17 protein-coding genes and 1 pseudogene are annotated in these 17,686 nt (G+C 71.0%); 12 read left to right on the forward strand and 6 right to left on the reverse strand.

Annotation, left to right across the window (positions count from 1 at the left end; translation table 11 throughout):
• Nucleotides 1–34: 34 nt before the first annotated feature.
• The 5 genes from OG322_RS30135 (at nucleotide 35) to OG322_RS30155 (ending at nucleotide 5,063) form a co-directional block, all read left to right on the forward strand.
• The gene (locus tag OG322_RS30135) at nucleotides 35–835 is read left to right on the forward strand and encodes an acetoacetate decarboxylase family protein (RefSeq protein ID WP_123469068.1); all 801 of its coding nucleotides are present in this window, start codon (nucleotides 35–37) and stop codon (nucleotides 833–835) included.
• Entirely contained in the window at nucleotides 832–1,716 is an 885-nt protein-coding gene (locus tag OG322_RS30140) for an SDR family NAD(P)-dependent oxidoreductase (protein WP_123469066.1), read from the forward strand. Before OG322_RS30135 ends, OG322_RS30140 begins: the two co-directional genes overlap by 4 nt.
• Before the next feature lie 10 nt (nucleotides 1,717–1,726).
• Complete coding sequence (locus tag OG322_RS30145) at nucleotides 1,727–3,004, forward strand: amidohydrolase family protein (RefSeq protein ID WP_266412322.1); 1,278 nt, start codon at nucleotides 1,727–1,729, stop codon at nucleotides 3,002–3,004.
• The gene (locus OG322_RS30150; RefSeq protein WP_306091272.1) at nucleotides 3,001–4,269 is read left to right on the forward strand and encodes an amidohydrolase family protein; all 1,269 of its coding nucleotides are present in this window, start codon (nucleotides 3,001–3,003) and stop codon (nucleotides 4,267–4,269) included. Before OG322_RS30145 ends, OG322_RS30150 begins: the two co-directional genes overlap by 4 nt.
• An 80-nt stretch (nucleotides 4,270–4,349) precedes the next feature.
• On the forward strand, nucleotides 4,350–5,063 hold the full coding sequence (locus tag OG322_RS30155) for a VIT1/CCC1 transporter family protein (protein WP_123469062.1): 714 nt from the start codon (nucleotides 4,350–4,352) through the stop codon (nucleotides 5,061–5,063).
• Nucleotides 5,064–5,375: 312 nt separating this feature from the next.
• On the opposite strand, the pseudogene OG322_RS41680 reads toward OG322_RS30155, so the two are convergent.
• Nucleotides 5,376–5,471, reverse strand: a pseudogene (locus OG322_RS41680) (hypothetical protein); the annotation flags it as partial.
• Between the two features lie 227 nt (nucleotides 5,472–5,698).
• On the opposite strand from OG322_RS41680, the gene OG322_RS30160 reads away from it, so the two are divergent.
• From OG322_RS30160 to OG322_RS30170, 3 genes are read left to right on the forward strand one after another with little or no spacing between them, the layout of a single operon-like run.
• Nucleotides 5,699–6,580 carry a sterol desaturase family protein gene (locus tag OG322_RS30160; RefSeq protein ID WP_123469060.1) on the forward strand — a complete coding sequence of 294 codons (882 nt, stop codon included), beginning with the start codon at nucleotides 5,699–5,701 and terminating at the stop codon, nucleotides 6,578–6,580.
• A complete protein-coding gene (locus OG322_RS30165) occupies nucleotides 6,577–7,266 on the forward strand; it encodes a lysoplasmalogenase (protein WP_329307243.1) in 690 nt (229 codons plus the stop codon). The genes OG322_RS30160 and OG322_RS30165 overlap by 4 nt, the downstream gene beginning before the upstream one ends.
• A gap of 21 nt (nucleotides 7,267–7,287) precedes the next feature.
• Nucleotides 7,288–8,331 carry a zinc-dependent alcohol dehydrogenase family protein gene (locus OG322_RS30170; protein WP_123469052.1) on the forward strand — a complete coding sequence of 348 codons (1,044 nt, stop codon included), beginning with the start codon at nucleotides 7,288–7,290 and terminating at the stop codon, nucleotides 8,329–8,331.
• Nucleotides 8,332–8,419: 88 nt separating this feature from the next.
• On the opposite strand, the gene OG322_RS30175 is transcribed toward OG322_RS30170, so the two are convergent.
• Complete coding sequence (locus OG322_RS30175; RefSeq protein WP_123469050.1) at nucleotides 8,420–9,955, reverse strand: S8 family peptidase; 1,536 nt, start codon at nucleotides 9,953–9,955, stop codon at nucleotides 8,420–8,422.
• A 287-nt stretch (nucleotides 9,956–10,242) separates the two neighbouring features.
• Between OG322_RS30175 and OG322_RS30180 the strand changes: the two genes are divergently transcribed.
• The 3 genes from OG322_RS30180 to moaA all read left to right on the forward strand — a co-directional run bounded on the left by OG322_RS30180 (nucleotide 10,243) and on the right by moaA (nucleotide 13,418).
• Entirely contained in the window at nucleotides 10,243–10,608 is a 366-nt protein-coding gene (locus OG322_RS30180) for a DUF485 domain-containing protein (RefSeq protein ID WP_123469048.1), read from the forward strand.
• Nucleotides 10,605–12,242: a solute symporter family protein gene (locus OG322_RS30185; protein WP_123469046.1), complete on the forward strand. Its 1,638-nt coding sequence runs from the start codon at nucleotides 10,605–10,607 to the stop codon at nucleotides 12,240–12,242. Before OG322_RS30180 ends, OG322_RS30185 begins: the two co-directional genes overlap by 4 nt.
• Nucleotides 12,243–12,428: 186 nt before the next feature.
• Nucleotides 12,429–13,418, forward strand: coding sequence for a GTP 3',8-cyclase MoaA (gene moaA / locus OG322_RS30190; RefSeq protein WP_329307244.1), 990 nt, complete (start codon nucleotides 12,429–12,431; stop codon nucleotides 13,416–13,418).
• A 3-nt stretch (nucleotides 13,419–13,421) separates the two neighbouring features.
• Here the strand turns inward: moaA and OG322_RS30195 are convergent, their stop codons facing one another.
• Together OG322_RS30195 and OG322_RS30200 are read right to left on the reverse strand one after the other, a co-directional pair.
• Nucleotides 13,422–13,673: a hypothetical protein gene (locus tag OG322_RS30195; protein WP_123469043.1), complete on the reverse strand. Its 252-nt coding sequence runs from the start codon at nucleotides 13,671–13,673 to the stop codon at nucleotides 13,422–13,424.
• 266 nt (nucleotides 13,674–13,939) lie between these two features.
• A complete protein-coding gene (locus tag OG322_RS30200; RefSeq protein ID WP_123469041.1) occupies nucleotides 13,940–14,314 on the reverse strand; it encodes a DUF3099 domain-containing protein in 375 nt (124 codons plus the stop codon).
• 238 nt (nucleotides 14,315–14,552) lie between these two features.
• On the opposite strand from OG322_RS30200, the gene OG322_RS30205 reads away from it, so the two are divergent.
• Nucleotides 14,553–14,831 (forward strand): GlsB/YeaQ/YmgE family stress response membrane protein, encoded by a 279-nt coding sequence (locus tag OG322_RS30205; protein WP_123469039.1) that lies wholly within the window; start codon nucleotides 14,553–14,555, stop codon nucleotides 14,829–14,831.
• 111 nt (nucleotides 14,832–14,942) lie between these two features.
• Here OG322_RS30205 and tyrS read toward each other — a convergent pair whose 3' ends face one another.
• Nucleotides 14,943–16,211: a tyrosine--tRNA ligase gene (gene tyrS, locus OG322_RS30210; RefSeq protein WP_123469037.1), complete on the reverse strand. Its 1,269-nt coding sequence runs from the start codon at nucleotides 16,209–16,211 to the stop codon at nucleotides 14,943–14,945.
• A gap of 60 nt (nucleotides 16,212–16,271) precedes the next feature.
• Nucleotides 16,272–17,666, reverse strand: coding sequence for a metallopeptidase TldD-related protein (locus OG322_RS30215; RefSeq protein WP_123469035.1), 1,395 nt, complete (start codon nucleotides 17,664–17,666; stop codon nucleotides 16,272–16,274).
• Nucleotides 17,667–17,686 lie beyond the last annotated feature (20 nt).

The following is a 17,686-nucleotide window of genomic DNA, read 5'->3' on the forward strand; positions in this document are numbered from 1 at the left end:
CCGGGACACGGACGACCGAGAAGGGTGGCACCGCATGGCACGGGTACGGTACGGCGCGCGCACCGAGGCCGAGATCGCGGCATCCCGCGAGGCCCGCTCCAGGCTCCCCGACATCTGGTCCACCGGCGTCACCGCCGTCTGGGAGAGCGACCCCGACGCGGTGGCGGCCGTCCTCCCGCCGCCCCTGAAACCCTCCGGACGCCCGCTCGTCCGGGCCAGCGTCAGCAAGGTCGATCTGCCCGGCTATCCGCTCGGCGCGGGCTCCGTCGCCGTCGCCGCCGTCCATGACGGGCAGGAGGGCTGGTATCCGCTGGTCATGCCGATGACCCACGAACGGGCGCTGACCGGCGGCCGCGAGGTGTTCGGCGAACCGAAGAAGCTCGGCGAGGTGAGCGTCGAACGCGAGGGTCTCGTCGTCCGGGCCCGCCTGGCCCGCCACGGCATCGCCTTCGTCGAGATCCGCGGCGCGGTCGACGGACCGCTGCCGCTGCCCGAGCCGGTCACGAAGCTCGACTTCTACTTCAAGTTCCTGCCCGCCGTGGACGGCGAGGGCTTCGACTCCGGCCCCGTACTGATCCACTGCACCCGCAACGAGAAGGTCCGCAGGCTGGAGCGGATCACCGGCGACGTGGTGCTGCGCGAGTCGATGTACGACCCGGTCGCCGACCTCCCCGTCCGCAGGCTGATCGACCTCACCATCGGCGAGAAGACCAGCGACCAGCAGGGACGGGCCGTGGAGCGGGTCAGCGCCGACGCGCTGCTGCCGTACGTCCACCAGCGCTACGACGATCCGCAGCAGATCCACGACGGCCCGCCCGAGGGGAGCGTCCGATGAGGCTGGAGGAGGGCCAGACCGCCGTCGTCACCGGCGCCGCGAGCGGTATCGGCCTCGCGATGGCCCGCCGGTTCGCGGCCGAGGGGATGAACGTCGTGCTCGCCGACGTGGAGGAGGGCGCGCTCGACAAGGCCGCCGGTGAACTGCGCGAGGACGGGGCACGGGTGCTGGCCCGGGCCGTCGACGTCAGCGAACGGGACTCCGTACAGGCGCTGGCCGAGGCCGCCTACGACGCCTTCGGCGCCGTGCACGTGCTGTGCAACAACGCCGGCGTCGGATCGGGCGCCGAGGGCCGGATGTGGGAGCACGAGCCGAACGACTGGAAGTGGGCCTTCGCGGTCAATGTGTGGGGTGTCTTCCACGGCATCCAGGCCTTCGTGCCGCGCATGCTCGCGGGCGGCGCCCCCGGCCATGTCGTCAACACCTCCTCCGGCGACGGCGGGATCGCCCCGCTGCCCACCGCCTCCGTGTACGCGGTCACCAAGTCCGCAGTCGTCACCATGACCGAATCGCTTTACGCGCACCTTCGGGCGGAGGACGCGGCGGTCGGCGCCTCGGTCCTTTTCCCCGGCCCGCACATGCTCCGCACCGGACTGTGGGAGTCGCACCGCAACCGCCCCGAGCGGTACGCCAAGGAGCGGCCGCGCAGGACCCCGTACCGCAGCCTCGGCCAGTGGGAGGCGGCCATGAGGTCGGCCGGCCACGACGTGGAGTTCACGCCGGTGGAGGAGGTCGCGCAGACCGTCGTGGACGGCATCCTCGCCGACCGCTTCTGGATGCTGCCGGACAGCGAGCACAGCGACCGGCAGATCCGCGCCAGGTCGCAGTCGATGCTCGACCGGGCCAACCCGTCGTACCTGGAAAGTTTCGTACTCGACTGAGGACCCAGCGATGACCGACGATCCGTACCTGATCATCTCCTCCGACTGCCACGCCGGACTGCCCACCGAGGAGTACCGGCCCTACCTCGACAGCCGCTTCCACCGGGAGTTCGACGACTTCCTCGCCGGCCGCGACCGCCGCCGCGAGGAGATGACCCGCCTCGGGGTCCGCAACGAGGCCTTCGCCGACAAGTGGTTCCAGGACAACGAGGAAGGCCTCAGGGGCGGCTGGGACAGTACGCAGCGGCTCAAGGAACTCGACGGCGACGGGGTGGCGGCCGAGGTCGTCTTCCCCGACGCGGACGCCGTGGACAGCCGCACCGCGGCCCCCTTCGGCGTCGGCCTCGGCCTCTCCGGCGACCAGGACCCGGAGCTGGGCATGGCCGGCGCGCAGGCCCACAACCGCTGGCTCGCCGACTTCGTCTCGCAGCACCCCGAACGTCACTGCGGGGTCGCCCTGCTGCCCGTCACGGGCGAGACCGACCGGGTCGTCGCCGAGATCCACCGGGCGAAGGAGTCGGGCCTCGGCGCCCTGATGATCCCCTCCATGTGGGTGGACAAGGCCCCGTACCACGACCGCCGCTACGACCCCGTCTGGGCGGCCGCCGCCGAGACCGGGATGCCGATCGTCACCCACTCGGGCGCGGCACCCCGCCACGAGTACGGCGACCACCTCGGCATCTACGTCTCCGAGGTCACCTGGTGGCCGTCCCGCCCGCTCTGGTTCCTCCTCTGGTCGGGCGCCTTCGAACGCCATCCCGGGCTGAAGTTCGGCGTCGCGGAGTCCGGCTGCTGGTGGCTGCCGAACCTCCTGTGGTTCATGGACCGCCTCTACCTCGGCGCCCACGGCGGCAAGAAGCTCTCCCCGTTCGCCGAGCTGAAGCGCCCGCCGCACGAGTACCTCGACCGCCAGGTGTTCATCTGCGCCACCAACACCAAACGCCGCGAGCTCGCCCAGCGGTACGAGATCGGCGTCGACAACATCCTGTGGGGCAGCGACTTCCCGCACCCCGAGGGCACCTGGCCGAACACCGCGAACTGGCTGCGCACCACCTTCCACGACATCCCCGTCACCGAGACCCGCCGGATGCTGGGCCTGGCCGCCGCCGAGGTCTTCGGCTTCGACACGGAAAAGCTGGCCCCGCTCGCCGCGCGCATCGGCCCCACCCCCGCCGACCTGGGCCAGAGCGCCGACCAGAGCGCGGTCGAGGCATCCTGGGCGCGCTCGCGCGAGGTCGGCAGGCACTGGCTGACCGACCACGACTTCCCGGTCCTGGGGGCGTCGTGACGGGCCCCGAGGGCGTCGTGACGCAGCCGGGGGGCGCCCCGGCGGACCGCTACACGGTCATCTCCGCCGACTGCCACGCCGGCGCCGACCTCCTCGACTACCGGCCGTACCTGGAGTCGGAGCACCACGACGACTTCGACGCCTGGGCGGCCGGCTACGTCAACCCGTACGAGGACCTGGTGGCCGACACCGCCGACCGCAACTGGAACTCGGCCCGCAGGCTCGCCGACCAGGAGGCGGACGGCATTGTCGCCGAGGTCGTCTTCCCCAACACCATCCCGCCCTTCTTCCCCTCCGCCTCCCTGATGGCCCCCGCCCCCTCCCGGGCGGAGTACGAACAGCGCTGGGCCGGGCTGCGCGCCCACAACCGCTGGCTCGCCGACTTCTGCGCGGCCGCGCCCGGCAGGCGTGCGGGCGTCGCGCAGATCCTCCTGAACGACCCGGCCGAGGCGGCCCGCGAGGTCCGCCGCACCAAGGAGGCCGGACTCACCGGCGGCATCCTGCTGCCCGGCGCCCCACCGGGCTCCGGCGTCCCGGAGCTGCACTCCCCGGTGTACGACCCGCTCTGGGCGGTCTGCGCGGAGCTGGACGTACCGGTCAACCACCACGGCGGCTCCGCCTCCCCGCCGCTGGGCGACGAACCGGCGGCCCGCGCCGTCTTCATGGTGGAGACCACCTGGTTCTCGCACCGGGCCCTGTGGCACCTGATCTTCGGCGGGGCGTTCCGCCGCCATCCCGGGCTGAGGCTCGTCCTCACCGAACAGGGTTCCGGCTGGATCCCGGGCATCATGGACATGCTCGACTACTACCACGGCCGACTCGTCGCGTCGGCCTCCCGGGCAGCCACGGCGGAGTCCAAGTTCGGTGCGGGACTGGCCGGTTCGATGGGCGCGAGCCCCAGCGAGGTATGGCGCGAGAACTGCTACGTGGGCGCCAGCTTCATGCGCCCGCACGAGGTGCCACTGCGCGACCGGATCGGCCTCGACAAGATCATGTGGGGCAGCGACTACCCGCACGACGAGGGCACCGCCCCGTACTCACGCGAAGGCCTGCGGATCGCGTACGCCGGGCTGCCGCCCGCCGAGATCGCGGCCATGGCGGGCGGTAACGCGGCCCGCGTCTACGGATTCGACCTGGCCGCCCTGGACCGGATCGCCGCCACCGTCGGCCCGACGGTCCAGGAGATCGCCGAACCCCTGAAGGAGGTCCCCGCGGGCGCGACCAGTCCCGCGTTCGCGCCGGGCGGGTCGGTACGCGTCTGGTGACACGGCGAGGGGCTTTCGTTTGGACCGGGCGCGAGCCCAGCCTGATCCAAACGAGAGGCACCAGGTGGGATTATCACCGGATGAGCGATCCCCAGGCGCACCACGAACCGCACGACACGGGTATGGGCGCACGGCTGAACTGGCTGCGCGCCGCCGTGCTCGGGGCCAATGACGGTGTGGTCTCCACCGCCGGCCTCGTCGTCGGTGTCGCCGGGGCCACCGACGACCGCGGCACCCTGCTGACCGCCGGCCTGGCCGGACTGCTGGCCGGGTCCATGTCGATGGCCGCGGGCGAGTACGTGTCGGTGTCCACCCAGCGCGACTCGGAGAAGGCCGCGCTCGCCACGGAGAAGCGCGAGCTCCGCGAGACGCCGGAGGCGGAACTCGTCGAACTCACCGGACTGCTGGAGGGCAAGGGGCTGAGCCATGAGGTCGCCCGCGAGGCCGCCGTCCAGCTCACCGAACGCGACGCGCTGCGCGCCCACGCGGAGGTCGAGCTGGGCATCGACCCGGACGATCTGACGAACCCCTGGCACGCGGCGGGCGCCAGCTTCCTCGCGTTCACGGTGGGCGCGCTGCTGCCGCTGCTGGCGATCGTGCTGCCCCCGATGTCGCTGCGGCTGTGGGTGACCGTGCTGTCGGTGCTCGCCGCGCTGGCCCTGACGGGCTGGTGGAGCGCCCGGCTGGGCGACGCGGCGGTGGGGCCGGCGCTGCTGCGGAACATGGGCGGGGGAGCGCTGGCGATGGCCGTGACGTACGTGGCGGGGGAGCTGCTGGGGGCGGCCGGGGTTTAGCGCCTCGGCCCGGTCGCACCCGTCGCACGATCCGTTCGGGCGGGAAGGGGCCGACGCCGGGGACCGGACGCTCCGGGATCCGCAGCCGTACGCCGGCCTCGGAACCGGCCGTCACCGTGCAGCCGAGTTCGCGGGCCTTGAGCTCGACAGACGAACGGCCGCCCATGTCCGAGACGAGGGTGCGCATTCGGTTGCCCACGACGGACGGGTCGATGTGCTGGTACAGATCGGGATCCACCCGCAGCGCCGAAGCGTGCAGTCCGGCCTCCCGCCCTCGATGAACCCGACGCCGAAGGCATCCAGGTGGCGCGCGACGGCCAGCTTGTCCTGCACCGTCAGCACCATCCCCTCCTGCTGGGTGCCGTCTCGCAGAGTGGTGTCGTAGAGCTGCACGCCTCGTACTGCCATCACCGTGACCCTCCTGGGTAGGTTACTGGCCGCCACGGTCCGGCAGAGTCCTCAAGGATCGCTTGACCGGCGCCCGGTGCCGCCGCCCTCCCCCGCCGGACCCCGGTGGACGGCTCCGGCGACGGCAGTGCTGTCAGAAGTCACCAAAGATTGCTGACGACGTGTCTCGCATACTTGTTGGTAACAACGTCTGGTCGCGGGCCGACCTGCGGCTCTACGGTGCTGATATGCCGACGAACCTGCCCGATCCAGTGCTCTGGTCCATACCGGCCTTCGTGCTGCTCACTGTCCTGGAAATGGCCCTGCACCACTTCCACCCCGACGAGGAGGCGGCCGGGTACGAGGCCAAGGACGCCGCCACCAGCATCACCATGGGGCTGGGCAGCCTGGTGTTCGACCTGCTGTGGAAGGTGCCCATCGTCGCGGTCTACACGGCGGTGTACGAGCTGACCCCGCTCCGGGTGCCCGTCCTGTGGTGGACCGTCCCGCTGATGCTGCTGGGGCAGGACTTCCTCTACTACTGGTCGCACCGGGGGCACCACGTCATCCGGATCCTCTGGGCCTGCCACGTGGTCCACCACTCCAGCCGGAAGTTCAACCTCTCCACCGCGCTGCGCCAGCCCTGGACCTCGCTGACCGTCTGGCCGTTCTACCTCCCGCTGATCGCCTGCGGCGTCCACCCGGCGGCGCTCGCCTTCTGCTCGTCGGCCAACCTCGTCTACCAGTTCTGGGTGCACACCGAACGCATCGACAAGCTGCCGCGGCCCTTCGAGTACGTACTGAACACGCCCTCCCACCACCGGGTGCACCATGCCTCCCAGGGCGGTTACCTCGACCGGAACTTCGGCGGCATCCTGATCGTGTGGGACCGGTGGTTCGGGTCCTTCACCGCGGAGGAGCAGCGGCCCGTGTTCGGGCTCACCAAGAACATCGACACCTTCAACCCGCTGCGGGTCGCCACCCACGAGTACGCGGCCATCGCCCGCGACGTGCGCGCGGCGGGCAGCTGGAGCGAGCGGGCCGGGCGGATCTTCCGCGGGCCGGGCTGGCAGCCGTCCGCCGCGGCGACCTCGCCGACCGTCGCCCCCGCGCGGGAGAGCGCCGTATGAGCGCCGGCCCGCTCCCGGACCGGAGGGAGCGCTGGGCGCGCCCCCTCCTCATCGCCTTCCTCGTCGCCTGCGCCGTCGATCTCGCCGGGGTCCTCACCGACAGCGGTATCGCGCACCTCGTCGCCAAGCCGCTGCTGATGCCGCTGCTGGCCGGGTACGCCGCCGCTCGGCGCGGGCCCCGGCTGCTGATCGCCGCACTGCTCCTGGGCTGGGTCGGCGATGTGTTTCTGCTGGCCGACGCCGACCTCGCCTTCCTTCTCGGGATGGGCGGCTTCGCCGCGGGACACGTCTGCTACCTGTGCCTCTTCGGCCGGGCCCGCAGCGCCCTGCTGCCCGCAGTCCTGTACGCAGCCGTCCTGGTCGTCTTCCTCGCCCTGATCCTGGACGGGCTGCCGGCCGATCTGCGGATCCCGCTGGCGGGCTACAGCCTGCTGCTCACCGCCATGGCGTACCGGGCCGGCGTCCTCGGCCGGTACGCAGCCGCCGGCGGTGCGCTCTTCCTGCTCTCCGACGGACTGATCGCCACCGGCGTCGCCGACTGGCCCCAGCTGCCCGCACCCGACTTCTGGGTCATGCTCACCTACGTGGCGGCGCAGTTCCTGCTGACCCTCGGAGTGCTCGCCCCGGATGCGCGCCGGTCCGGTGCGGACCCCGGGGCGTACCGTGGGCCCAGTATCAGCATCTGAGATCAGCAAGGACCCCCACGCATGCGCGCCACCGTCATCCACGCCCCCCACGACATCCGCGTGCAGGAGGTCCCGGACCCGGTTGTCCAGCAGCCCACCGACGTGGTGCTGCGGGTCCTGCGGGCCTGCATCTGCGGCAGCGACCTGTGGGCCTACCGCGGCGAGTCCGCCCGGCAGCCCGGCCAGCGCATCGGCCACGAGTTCCTCGGGATCGTCGAGGAGGCCGGCTCCGGGGTCAACGGCTTCGCCGTCGGCGACCTCGTCGTCGCCCCCTTCGTCTGGTCCGACGGCAGCTGCGCCTACTGCGCCGAGGGGCTGACCACCTCCTGTCCGCAGGGCGGGTTCTGGGGCTCGGTCGGCTCCGACGGCGGGCAGGGCGAGGCCGTCCGCGTCCCGTTCGCCGACGGCACCCTGGTCAAGCTGCCGGCCGCCGCGGCATCCGACGACCACCTGCTCACCGCGCTGCTGGCCCTCTCCGACGTCCTCGGCACCGGCCACCACGCGGCCGTCGGCGCCGGTGTGGAGCCCGGCAGCACCGTCGCCGTCGTCGGTGACGGCGCCGTCGGCCTGTGCGGCGTCATGGCCGCCAAGCGGCTCGGCGCCGAGCGGATCATCGCGCTCGGCCGCCATCAGGCGCGCACCGACATCGCCCGCACCTTCGGCGCCACCGACGTGGTCGCCGAGCGCGGCGACGCGGCCGTCGCCGCGGTACGGGAACTGCTCGGCGGCGAGGGCGCCCACGCCGTGATCGAGGCCGTCGGCACCGAGCAGTCGATGCGCACGGCCGTCGGCATCACCCGCGACGGCGGCTCGATCGGCTACGTCGGCGTACCGCACGGCAGCGGCACCGGACTGGACCTCGGCGTCATGTTCGACCGGAACATCGCCCTGCGCGGCGGGGTCGCCCCCGTACGCACGTACATACCGGAACTGCTCCCCGACGTCCTGTCCGGCACCATCGACCCGTCGCCCGTCTTCGACCTGGCCATCGGCCTCGACGAGGTCCCGGTCGGCTACAAGGCGATGGACGAGCGCACGGCACTGAAGGTCCTCATCAAGCCGTGAGCCGGGCGGCCGGGCCTTCCCGGCGCCGGCCTGCCCGGCCCGGCCGGTACGGGGGCCGGAGAGATCACCGGCCCCCGTACCGCACCCGCTACCTGCGGACCGCGTCCAGGGCGTCCACCACACCGGCTCCGTAGAAGCCGTTGCGGTGCTTGCCGCCCTCGCAGACCGCGTCGACGGTGCCGTCACCGTCGATGTCGTACGGGGCGCCGCACGCGGTGGCGTCGGCCTCCGCCACCAGCAGCGCCTTCACCGCGAGCGCCGACGCGTGCGGATGCGTCGACTTGATCAGCGCGGCCACTCCCGCGACATGCGGGGAGGCCATCGACGTACCGGCCATGTAGCCGTACCCGCCGCCCGGCAGCGTGGACAGGATCAGCCCGCTCGTCGCGGGCGGCGCGGGGCGCTGGTAGGCCGTCGAGTCGCCGCCCGGGGCGGCCACGTCGATGACGCCGTTCCCGTAGTTCGAGTACGAGGCCTTCAGCCCCTTCGCGCCCGTCGCCGAGACCGTCACGACACCCGGCAGCATCGTCGGGATGTCGAAGCACTTCTTCGGGTCGATCGTCCGGGTGACCGTGTCGCCGTCGTTCGGGCTGGTCGAGTCCACGATCGTGTCGGCCGCCAGGTCCTCGGCCGAGTTGCCCGACGCGGCGACATTGACCGTGCCCTTGCTCTCGGCGTAACGGGTGGCACGGGCGACCGCCTCGACCAGTGCGCCCTGGTCCGGGTCGTCCTTGCAGTTGAACAGCCACGGGTCGGTGTAGTAGCTGTTGTTGGTGACATCGACGCCGTGGTCGGCCGCCCACATGAAGCCGCAGACGACGGACTCGGTGTAGAAGTAACTGTCCGGGTTCGCCACCTTGATACCGGCGACCTTCACACCCGGTGCGACGCCCGTTACCCCGATGCCGTTCTTCGCGGCGGCTATGGTGCCCGCTACATGGGTGCCGTGCGGGCTCTCACCGGCCTTCGGACGCCAGGAGCCGGCCGTGGTGTCCGGTGCGCCGGTCACACAGTTCGCCGAGGCGGCCCGGTCGAAGTTCGGGGCGATGTCCGGGTGCGTGTCGTCGACACCCGTGTCGATGACCGCGACCGTGACCTTCCGGCTGCCCAGTGACTTCTGGTGCGCCTTGTCCGCCTTGATGGCGGGCAGGTCCCACTGCAGCGGCTCCATCGGGTCCTGGTCCGCCGTCGCCCGCGCCGCGGCGCTCCGCGCCTCCTGCGCGGTGAGCGGCTGCTGGACCCCGATGTCCTTGGTGGCCTGCGGGACGATCGGGTTGGTGCGGGTGGCCCCGGCCGAATCCACGCCCCTGACCCCGCGTACGGACTGCGCGAAGTCCGGGTTCTGCGAATGGACGACGAGAACACCGATCCGGTCGTAGGCGATCACCACCGTGCCGCCGGCCCGCTCCACCGCCTTGCGCACCTGCTTGACGGTGCCGTGACCGCCCCGCGTATTCACCACGTACGACAGCTTCGGTCCGTCCGTCGACACCGCCGCCGCGGGCCCGACGTCCACCGGCGAGGCGGACGCGGCGCCCGTCGGCAGGAAGCCGAGCGAGACGGTGAGGGCCAATCCGACGGGCAGCGCCAGTGCGCGTGTCCGTCTGGATCCCAGATGAGCCATGGGGTCTCCACTTCATCCGTGCCAGTCGACCGGACACGGGCGTGCCCAGTCGCGTACATGACGAGTGAAGCTATCGCCGATCATCCCGGCTCATCAATGAGTTGACGGGAACCCGTCTCCATCGCGGCGTCCGAAGGAGTGACCCGGAGAAGGACACAGGAGTGGTGAACCGCTTCGCCGCGCGCCGCGTGCCGTTGTCAGGGGAGGCGCACCATCACCCCCCGAAGACGAGGTCCCCAGTGAAATCCACCGTCCCCACCACCGCACCCGCGTCGCGAGGAGATTCCGTGGCTACCGATGCACCGCCGTCCGAGGGCAGTACGGAGAAAGGGCCGGCCCAGCCCACGACCGAGGCCTTCGTCGCGGAGCAGGAGAGCGCGGAATTCGGCGAACTGCGCCGCTCGTACCGCTCGTTCGCCTTCCCGCTGACCATCGCCTTCGTCCTCTGGTACCTGCTGTACGTGCTGCTGTCCAACTACGCCGGCGGCTTCATGGGCACCAAGGTGTACAGCAACTTCAACGTGGCCTTCGTCTTCGGCCTCGCCCAGTTCCTCACCACCTTCCTCATCGCCTGGTTCTACTCGCGGTACGCCGCGGCGAAGCTCGACCCGAAGGGCGAGGCCATCAAGTCCCGTATGGAGGCCGACGCATGAGCGCCGCGTACCACTCCCACACCGCCGTGCTCGCCGCCTCCTCCACCACCGAGCACCGGCCGCTGATCATCACGCTCTTCGCGGTCTTCGTCGCCGCGACCCTCGGCATCACCGTCTGGGCCGGCCGGCAGACCAAGAGCGCCTCCGACTTCTACGCCGGCGGCCGCCAGTTCACCGCCTTCCAGAACGGACTCGCAGTCTCCGGCGACTACATGTCCGCCGCCTCGTTCCTCGGTATCGCCGGAGCCATCGCCCTCTTCGGATACGACGGCTTCCTCTACTCGATCGGCTTCCTCGTCGCCTGGCTGGTGGCCCTGCTGCTGGTGGCCGAACCGCTCCGCAACTCGGGCCGGTACACCATGGGCGACGTCCTCGCCTACCGGATGCGACAGCGCCCCGTGCGCACCGCGGCGGGCGTCTCCACCATCGTCGTCTCGATCTTCTACCTGCTGGCACAGATGGCCGGCGCGGGTGTGCTGGTCTCCCTGCTCCTCGGCATCACCAGTGACGCCGGAAAGATCCTCATCGTTGCGCTGGTCGGCGTACTGATGATCGTGTACGTCACCATCGGTGGCATGAAGGGCACCACCTGGGTGCAGATGGTCAAGGCCGTGCTGCTCATCGCGGGCGCCGTCCTGATGACCTTCATGGTGCTCTGGAAGTTCAACTTCAACGTCTCCGACCTGCTGGGCACCGCCGCCGAGAAGAGCGGCCACGGCGCCGCGTTCCTGGAGCCCGGACTCAAGTACGGGGCCACCGGCACCTCGAAGCTGGACTTCCTCTCCCTCGGCATCGCCCTGGTGCTGGGTACCGCGGGCCTGCCGCACATCCTGATCCGCTTCTACACGGTGCCGACCGCCAAGGCCGCCCGTAAGTCCGTCAACTGGGCCATCGGCATCATCGGCGGCTTCTACCTGATGACGATCGCGCTCGGATTCGGCGCCGCGGCCCTCATCGGCCCGAAGGAGATCATCGCGAAGAACCCGGCGGGCAACGCGGCGGCCCCGCAGCTCGCCGAATACCTCGGCGGGGTCGGCACCACCGGCGGCGCCGTCATGCTCGCCGTCATCTCCGCCGTCGCCTTCGCCACCATCCTCGCCGTCGTCGCGGGCCTCACCCTCGCCTCCTCGTCCTCCTTCGCCCACGACATCTACGCCAATGTCATCCGCAAGGGGAAGGCCAGCGAGAAGGAGGAGATGCGGGCCGCCCGCTGGGCCACCGTCTTCATCGGGGCGGCCGCGATCGTGCTGGGCGCCTTCGCCCGCGACATGAACGTCGCCGGTCTGGTGGCGCTCGCCTTCGCCGTCGCCGCCTCGGCCAACCTGCCGACGCTCCTCTACAGCCTCTTCTGGAAGCGGTTCACCACCCAGGGCGCGCTGTGGTCGATCTACGGCGGTCTGGCCGGCTCGGTGATCCTGGTGCTGTTCTCGCCGGTCGTCTCCGGCAACGAGAAGACCTCGATGTTCAAGGGCGTCGACTTCGCCTGGTTCCCGCTGGAGAACCCCGGCCTGATCTCCATCCCGCTGGGCTTCCTGCTCGGCTGGATCGGCTCCCTCCTGTCGAAGGAGGAGCCGGACAAGGGTAAGTACGCCGAGCTGGAGGTCAAGTCCCTCACCGGTATCGGAGCCCACTGAGAGCGGGAGTCCACCCAGTAGTCCGCCCCTCGCACCGCTCCTTTCCCGCGGCCGCGTCGTAGAGTCCTACGACGCGGCCGCGCCGTACCTCGTGCCAAACGGGCCCCAGCGATGTCACACGTCTCGCGTAGTCTCGAAAGAGTCAGCAACCGCAACCGGGAAGTCAGCCGGAGGAGGGGGCCCACCATGCTCATCGACACCTACGACCGGGTCGCCACCGACCTGCGCGTATCGCTCACCGACCGGTGCAATCTGCGCTGTACGTACTGCATGCCCGAGGAAGGCCTGCAGTGGCTGGCCAAGCCGGACCTGCTGAGTGACGACGAGATCGTCCGGCTGGTCCGCATCGCCGTCACACAGCTCGGCATCACCGAAGTCCGCTTCACCGGCGGAGAGCCGCTGCTGCGCCCCGGACTCGTCTCCATCGTCGAGCAGTGCGCGGCCCTGGAGCCCCGCCCGAAAATGTCGCTCACGACCAACGGCATCGGACTGAAGCGGACCGCCGCCGCGCTCAAGGCCGCCGGCCTGGACCGGGTCAACGTCTCGCTGGACACCCTGCGCCCCGACGTGTTCAAGACCCTCACCCGCCGCGACCGGCACCACGACGTCCTGGCCGGCCTCGAAGCCGCCCGGGACGCCGGCCTCACCCCCGTCAAGGTCAACACCGTCCTGATGCCGGGGCTCAACGACGACGAGGCCCCCGACCTGCTCGCCTGGGCCGTGGACAACAGCTACGAGCTCCGCTTCATCGAGCAGATGCCGCTCGACGCACAGCACGGCTGGAAGCGCGACGGCATGATCACGGCGGGTGACATCCTCCAGTCGCTGCGCACCCGCTTCGATCTCACCCCGGAGGGCCAGGACGAGCGCGGCTCCGCCCCCGCCGAACGCTGGCTGGTCGGCGACGGACCCCACCGGGTCGGCGTCATCGCCTCCGTCACCCGGCCGTTCTGCCGGGCCTGCGACCGCACCCGGCTCACCGCCGACGGGCAGGTGCGCACCTGCCTGTTCGCCCGCGAGGAGACCGACCTGCGCGGCGCCCTGCGGTCGGACGCGCCGGACCAGGAGATCGCGCGGATCTGGCGGCTCGCGATGTGGGGCAAGAAGGCCGGATCCGGCCTGGACGACCCCTCCTTCCTCCAGCCCGACCGCCCGATGTCGGCGATCGGCGGGTAGCCCTCAGCCGGGGGGCGAGTCCGGTGACTCCCACTCCGCGAGCGTCACCACATCCTTCAGGAAGCCCCGCACACCGAGGAACGAGGAGAGATGCTCCCGGTGCTCGTCACAGGCCAGCCAGGTCTTGCGGCGGTCCGGGGTATGCAGCTTCGGGTTGTTCCAGGCAAGCACCCACACGGCGTCGGCACGGCAGCCCTTCGCGGAGCAGACGGGGGCTTCGGCAGCGTTCTCGGCCGCGGATTCAGGGGAGTTCACGGACTCAACCCTAGGGCCTCGCACGAGGCCGTTGGCCGGCCGCCGAAGCGGCCGGCCTGACGCATCCCCTGTCGGAGAAAAGGCGACGCCGAGCAGCCACGGGGGGAGCTGCCCGGCGTCGGTCTGTCGCTCCGACGGGGGATGCGGAGCGCCTACGAAGTATGTCACGCAGACCGGGGTGCAGTGCACTGGAACTTCATGATTGATCTGAGCTTTTCTTGAGCTTGAACCCGTCGCGAATCCGGCCGATATCCGGGCGTCCGGGCTCAGCCGTGCCCCTGCGGATCACCGGAGCGGAAGGCCTGGCCGGTCTCCGGGCCCGCTTCCGCCGGGCCCGCCACCGGTGCTGCGCCGAGCGCCGGCCGCGGCGGGGCCGGGACGAAGGTCGAGGGCAGCGAAGGGGTGTTCTCCCGGCCCGCGTTGGCGATGACGACGGCGACGTACGGGAGCAGAACGCCCAGCGCCAGCCCCACGATCGCCACATAGCGCTCCACGTTCCACAGGACCACCGCGGCGATCACCGAAAGCGTGCGCACGGACATCGAGATCACATAGCGCCGCTGCCGGCCGCGCACATCGTCCGCGAGACCCTGCCGGGCACCCGTGATCCGGAAGACCTCCGCATCGCTCTGCTTGCGCATCCCGTCTCCACCCATCTTCCCCGAGCCCGCGTGCGAACCGGGGGAGACCCCGTTCCTGCGCCGGACGCTCCCCGGACCGGACCGCTCCCACGGTACGCCCGGTATCCGGCACGTTCGAGACCGGGGCGCGCCGTGAATCCCCTCCCGCGGCACGTACGGACCTGTCCGACGTGCGGTGTACACGCCCGGGACCGAGACTGATCGGACATCGCGACACCGCGTCGCACGAGGAGGCGGCATGAGCTGGTTGTGGGCAATCATCGTGGGCCTGGTTCTCGGCCTGATCGCGAAGGCGATCCTGCCGGGGAAGCAGGAGATCCCACTCTGGCTGACGATCATTTTCGGCATCATCGGCAGCGTCCTCGGCAACACTGTCGCCACTTGGCTCGGTGTCAACGACACCAAGGGCATCGACTGGACGCGCCATCTGCTCCAGCTGATCGGTGCCGTGGTGGTGGTCGGCGTCGGCGACATGCTGTGGGCATCGATCCGCGGCTCCAAGCGAAAGAAGTCCTGAGCACCGGACGCCGGGCCGCCCGCGACGGCCCCGGGGTCCTGTTCGACGAGACGGCGACGGCCGGGTACGCGTGACGCGTACCCGGCCGCGGTGCTGTCACCCGGCAGCCTCTCAGCCGGCCGTGACCTCGATGGCCGCGAGGTTCTTCTTGCCCCGGCGCAGCACCAGCCAGCGCCCGTGCAGCAGCTCCTCGCGGGCCGGTGCCACCTCGCCGTCGGCGACCTTGACGTTGTTCACGTACGCGCCGCCCTCCTTGACCGTGCGGCGCGCGCCCGACTTGCTCGGCGCCAGACCGACCTCCACCAGCAGGTCCACCAGCGGACCCAGCTCGGTGACCCGGGCGTGCGGCACCTCGGAGAGCGCCGCGCCCAGCGTCGCCTCGTCCAGCTCACCCAGCTCACCCTGGCCGAACAGCGCCTTCGACGCGGCGATGACCGCGGCACACTGGTCCGCGCCGTGCACCAGCGTCGTCAGCTCCTCGGCCAGCGCGCGCTGCGCCGACCGCGCCTGCGGCCGCTCCTCGGTGGCCTTCTCCAGCTCCGCCAGCTCGGCGGGGCTCAGGAAGCTGAGGATGCGCATGTAGCGGGAGATGTCCCGGTCGTCGACGTTCAGCCAGAACTGGTAGAACGCGTACGGCGTCGTCATCTCCGGGTCGAGCCAGACGGCGCCGCTCTCGGACTTGCCGAACTTGGTCCCGTCCGCCTTCGTCATCAGCGGGGTCGCCAGCGCGTGCACCTCGGCGCCCGGCTCCAGGCGGTGGATCAGGTCCAGGCCCGCGGTGAGGTTGCCCCACTGGTCGCTGCCGCCCTGCTGGAGGGTGCAGCCGTGACGCCGGTACAGCTCCAGGAAGTCCATGCTCTGGAGCAGCTGGTAGCTGAACTCGGTGTAGCTGATGCCCTCGTCGGACTCCAGCCGCCGGGCGATGGAGTCCTTGGTGAGCATCTTGTTGACCCGGAAGTGCTTGCCGATGTCCCGCAGGAACTCGATCGCGGACATCCCCGCGGTCCAGTCCAGGTTGTTCACCATGACCGCGGCGTTCTCGCCCTCGAAGGACAGGAACGGCTCGATCTGGGACCGCAGCCGGGACACCCAGAGCGCGACCGTCTCCGGGTCGTTGAGCGTGCGCTCGGCGGTCGGGCGCGGGTCACCGATCTGACCGGTGGCCCCGCCCACCAGGGCGAGCGGCCGCAGCCCCGCCCGCTGGAGCCGGCGCATGGTGAGCACCTGCACCAGATGGCCGACGTGCAGACTGGCCGCGGTCGGGTCGAAGCCGCAATAGAACGTGACGGGACCGTCCGCGAGAGCCTTGCGCAGTGCGTCCTCGTCAGTGGACTGGGCGAACAGCCCGCGCCACTTCAGCTCGTCGACGATGTCCGTCACGGTTCCGTGTCTCCTCAGCTACGTGTATCGAATCGAAAGGCAACCGCCAGTCTAGGCGGGTCACACCCCCGGGCTGACCGAGCTCATATTGAAGTCCGGGATGCGCAGCGCGGGCATCGCGGCCCTGGTGAACCAGTCGCCCCACTCGCGCGGAAGCGTCTTCTCGGTACGTCCCGCCTCGGTGGCCCTCGACAGCAGGTCGACCGGGGACTCGTTGAAGCGGAAGTTGTTCACCTCGCCGACCACCTCACCGCCCTCCACGAGATACACCCCGTCGCGAGTCAGCCCGGTCAGCAGCAGCGTCGCCGGATCGACCTCGCGGATGTACCACATAGAGGTCAGCAGCAGCCCGCGGCCGGTCGTCGCGGCCACCATCTCCTCCAGCGACCGCTCACCGCCGCCCTCCAGGACCAGGTTGTCGATCGCCGGGGCGAGCGGCAGCCCGGTCAGACCCGCCGTGTGCCGGGTGGTCGTCAGCTGCTCCAGCCGGCCGTCCCTGATCCAGTCGGTGCGGGCCAGCGGCAGCCCGTTGTCGAAGACCGAACCGCCGTCCCCGGAGGAATGGGCGATGACGAACGGCGCCGACTCCAGACCCGGCGCGTGCGGGTCGCTGCACAGTGTCAGCGGCAGCGCGGACAGCGTCTCGCCGAGCCGGGTGCCGCCACCGGGCCTGGAGAACACCGTCCGGCCCTCCGTGGCGTCCCGGGCGGTCGCGGACCACAGCTGGTAGATCAGCAGATCGGCGACGGAGGTCGGCGGCAGCAGCGTCTCGTACCGTCCGGCCGGCAGCTCGATACGGCGCTCCGCCCAGCTCAGCCGCCGCGCCAGTTCGGCGTCCAGCTCGGCCGGGTCGACATCCTTGAAGTCGCGGGTCGCCCGGCCCGCCCAGGCCGAGCGCGACCGGTCGGGCGACTTGGCGTTCAGCTCCAGCGTCCCGTTCGGCTGGTCGTGGCGCAGCCGCAGTCCCGTCGACGTACCGAGATAGGTCGAGGTCATCTCGTGGTTGGCGAAGCCGTACAGCTCACGGCCGCCGGACCGGGCCCGCGCGAAGGCGTCGCCGAGCGCGGGGGCGAACGCCGCGAACACGTCGGAGTCCGTCTCCACGGGCGCGTCCGTGAAGTCGGGGGAGGCAGGTACCCCGGTGACCAGCGGCTGCGCGTCCTCGGCCGGACCTGCCCCGCGTGCGGCTGCCTCGGCGGCCCGCACCAGCGGCTCCAGGTCCGCCGCGGTGACGGCGGACCTGGACACCACGCCGGACGCGCTGCCCTCGGCGCCGTCGACCGTGGCGATGACGGTGAGCGTGCGGCCCCGGGTCACCCCGTTCGTGGTGAGCGCGTTGCCCGCCCAGCGCAGATTGGCCGACGACTGCTCGTCGGCGATGACCACACAGCCGTCGGCGGTGGACAGTTCGAGAGCGCGCTCGACGATCTCGTGCGGCTTGCTGACGCGGCTCATCGTCCGGCCTCCTGCGTCGT

It is taken from the genome of Streptomyces sp. NBC_01260, from assembly GCF_036226405.1.
GTDB lineage: Bacteria > Actinomycetota > Actinomycetes > Streptomycetales > Streptomycetaceae > Streptomyces > Streptomyces laculatispora.

What these genes read in the sequence shown, in the direction of transcription:
- OG322_RS30135 (WP_123469068.1), top strand. Translation starts at nt 35, where the DNA reads ATGGCACGGGTACGGTACGGCGCGCGCACCGAGGCCGAGATCGCGGCA.
- OG322_RS30140 (WP_123469066.1), top strand. Translation starts at nt 832, where the DNA reads ATGAGGCTGGAGGAGGGCCAGACCGCCGTCGTCACCGGCGCCGCGAGC.
- OG322_RS30145 (WP_266412322.1), top strand. Translation starts at nt 1,727, where the DNA reads ATGACCGACGATCCGTACCTGATCATCTCCTCCGACTGCCACGCCGGA.
- OG322_RS30155 (WP_123469062.1), top strand. Translation starts at nt 4,350, where the DNA reads ATGAGCGATCCCCAGGCGCACCACGAACCGCACGACACGGGTATGGGC.
- OG322_RS30160 (WP_123469060.1), top strand. Translation starts at nt 5,699, where the DNA reads ATGCCGACGAACCTGCCCGATCCAGTGCTCTGGTCCATACCGGCCTTC.
- OG322_RS30165 (WP_329307243.1), top strand. Translation starts at nt 6,577, where the DNA reads ATGAGCGCCGGCCCGCTCCCGGACCGGAGGGAGCGCTGGGCGCGCCCC.
- OG322_RS30170 (WP_123469052.1), top strand. Translation starts at nt 7,288, where the DNA reads ATGCGCGCCACCGTCATCCACGCCCCCCACGACATCCGCGTGCAGGAG.
- OG322_RS30175 (WP_123469050.1), bottom strand. Translation starts at nt 9,955, where the DNA reads ATGGCTCATCTGGGATCCAGACGGACACGCGCACTGGCGCTGCCCGTC.
- OG322_RS30185 (WP_123469046.1), top strand. Translation starts at nt 10,605, where the DNA reads ATGAGCGCCGCGTACCACTCCCACACCGCCGTGCTCGCCGCCTCCTCC.
- moaA (WP_329307244.1), top strand. Translation starts at nt 12,429, where the DNA reads ATGCTCATCGACACCTACGACCGGGTCGCCACCGACCTGCGCGTATCG.
- OG322_RS30200 (WP_123469041.1), bottom strand. Translation starts at nt 14,314, where the DNA reads ATGCGCAAGCAGAGCGATGCGGAGGTCTTCCGGATCACGGGTGCCCGG.
- OG322_RS30205 (WP_123469039.1), top strand. Translation starts at nt 14,553, where the DNA reads ATGAGCTGGTTGTGGGCAATCATCGTGGGCCTGGTTCTCGGCCTGATC.
- OG322_RS30215 (WP_123469035.1), bottom strand. Translation starts at nt 17,666, where the DNA reads ATGAGCCGCGTCAGCAAGCCGCACGAGATCGTCGAGCGCGCTCTCGAA.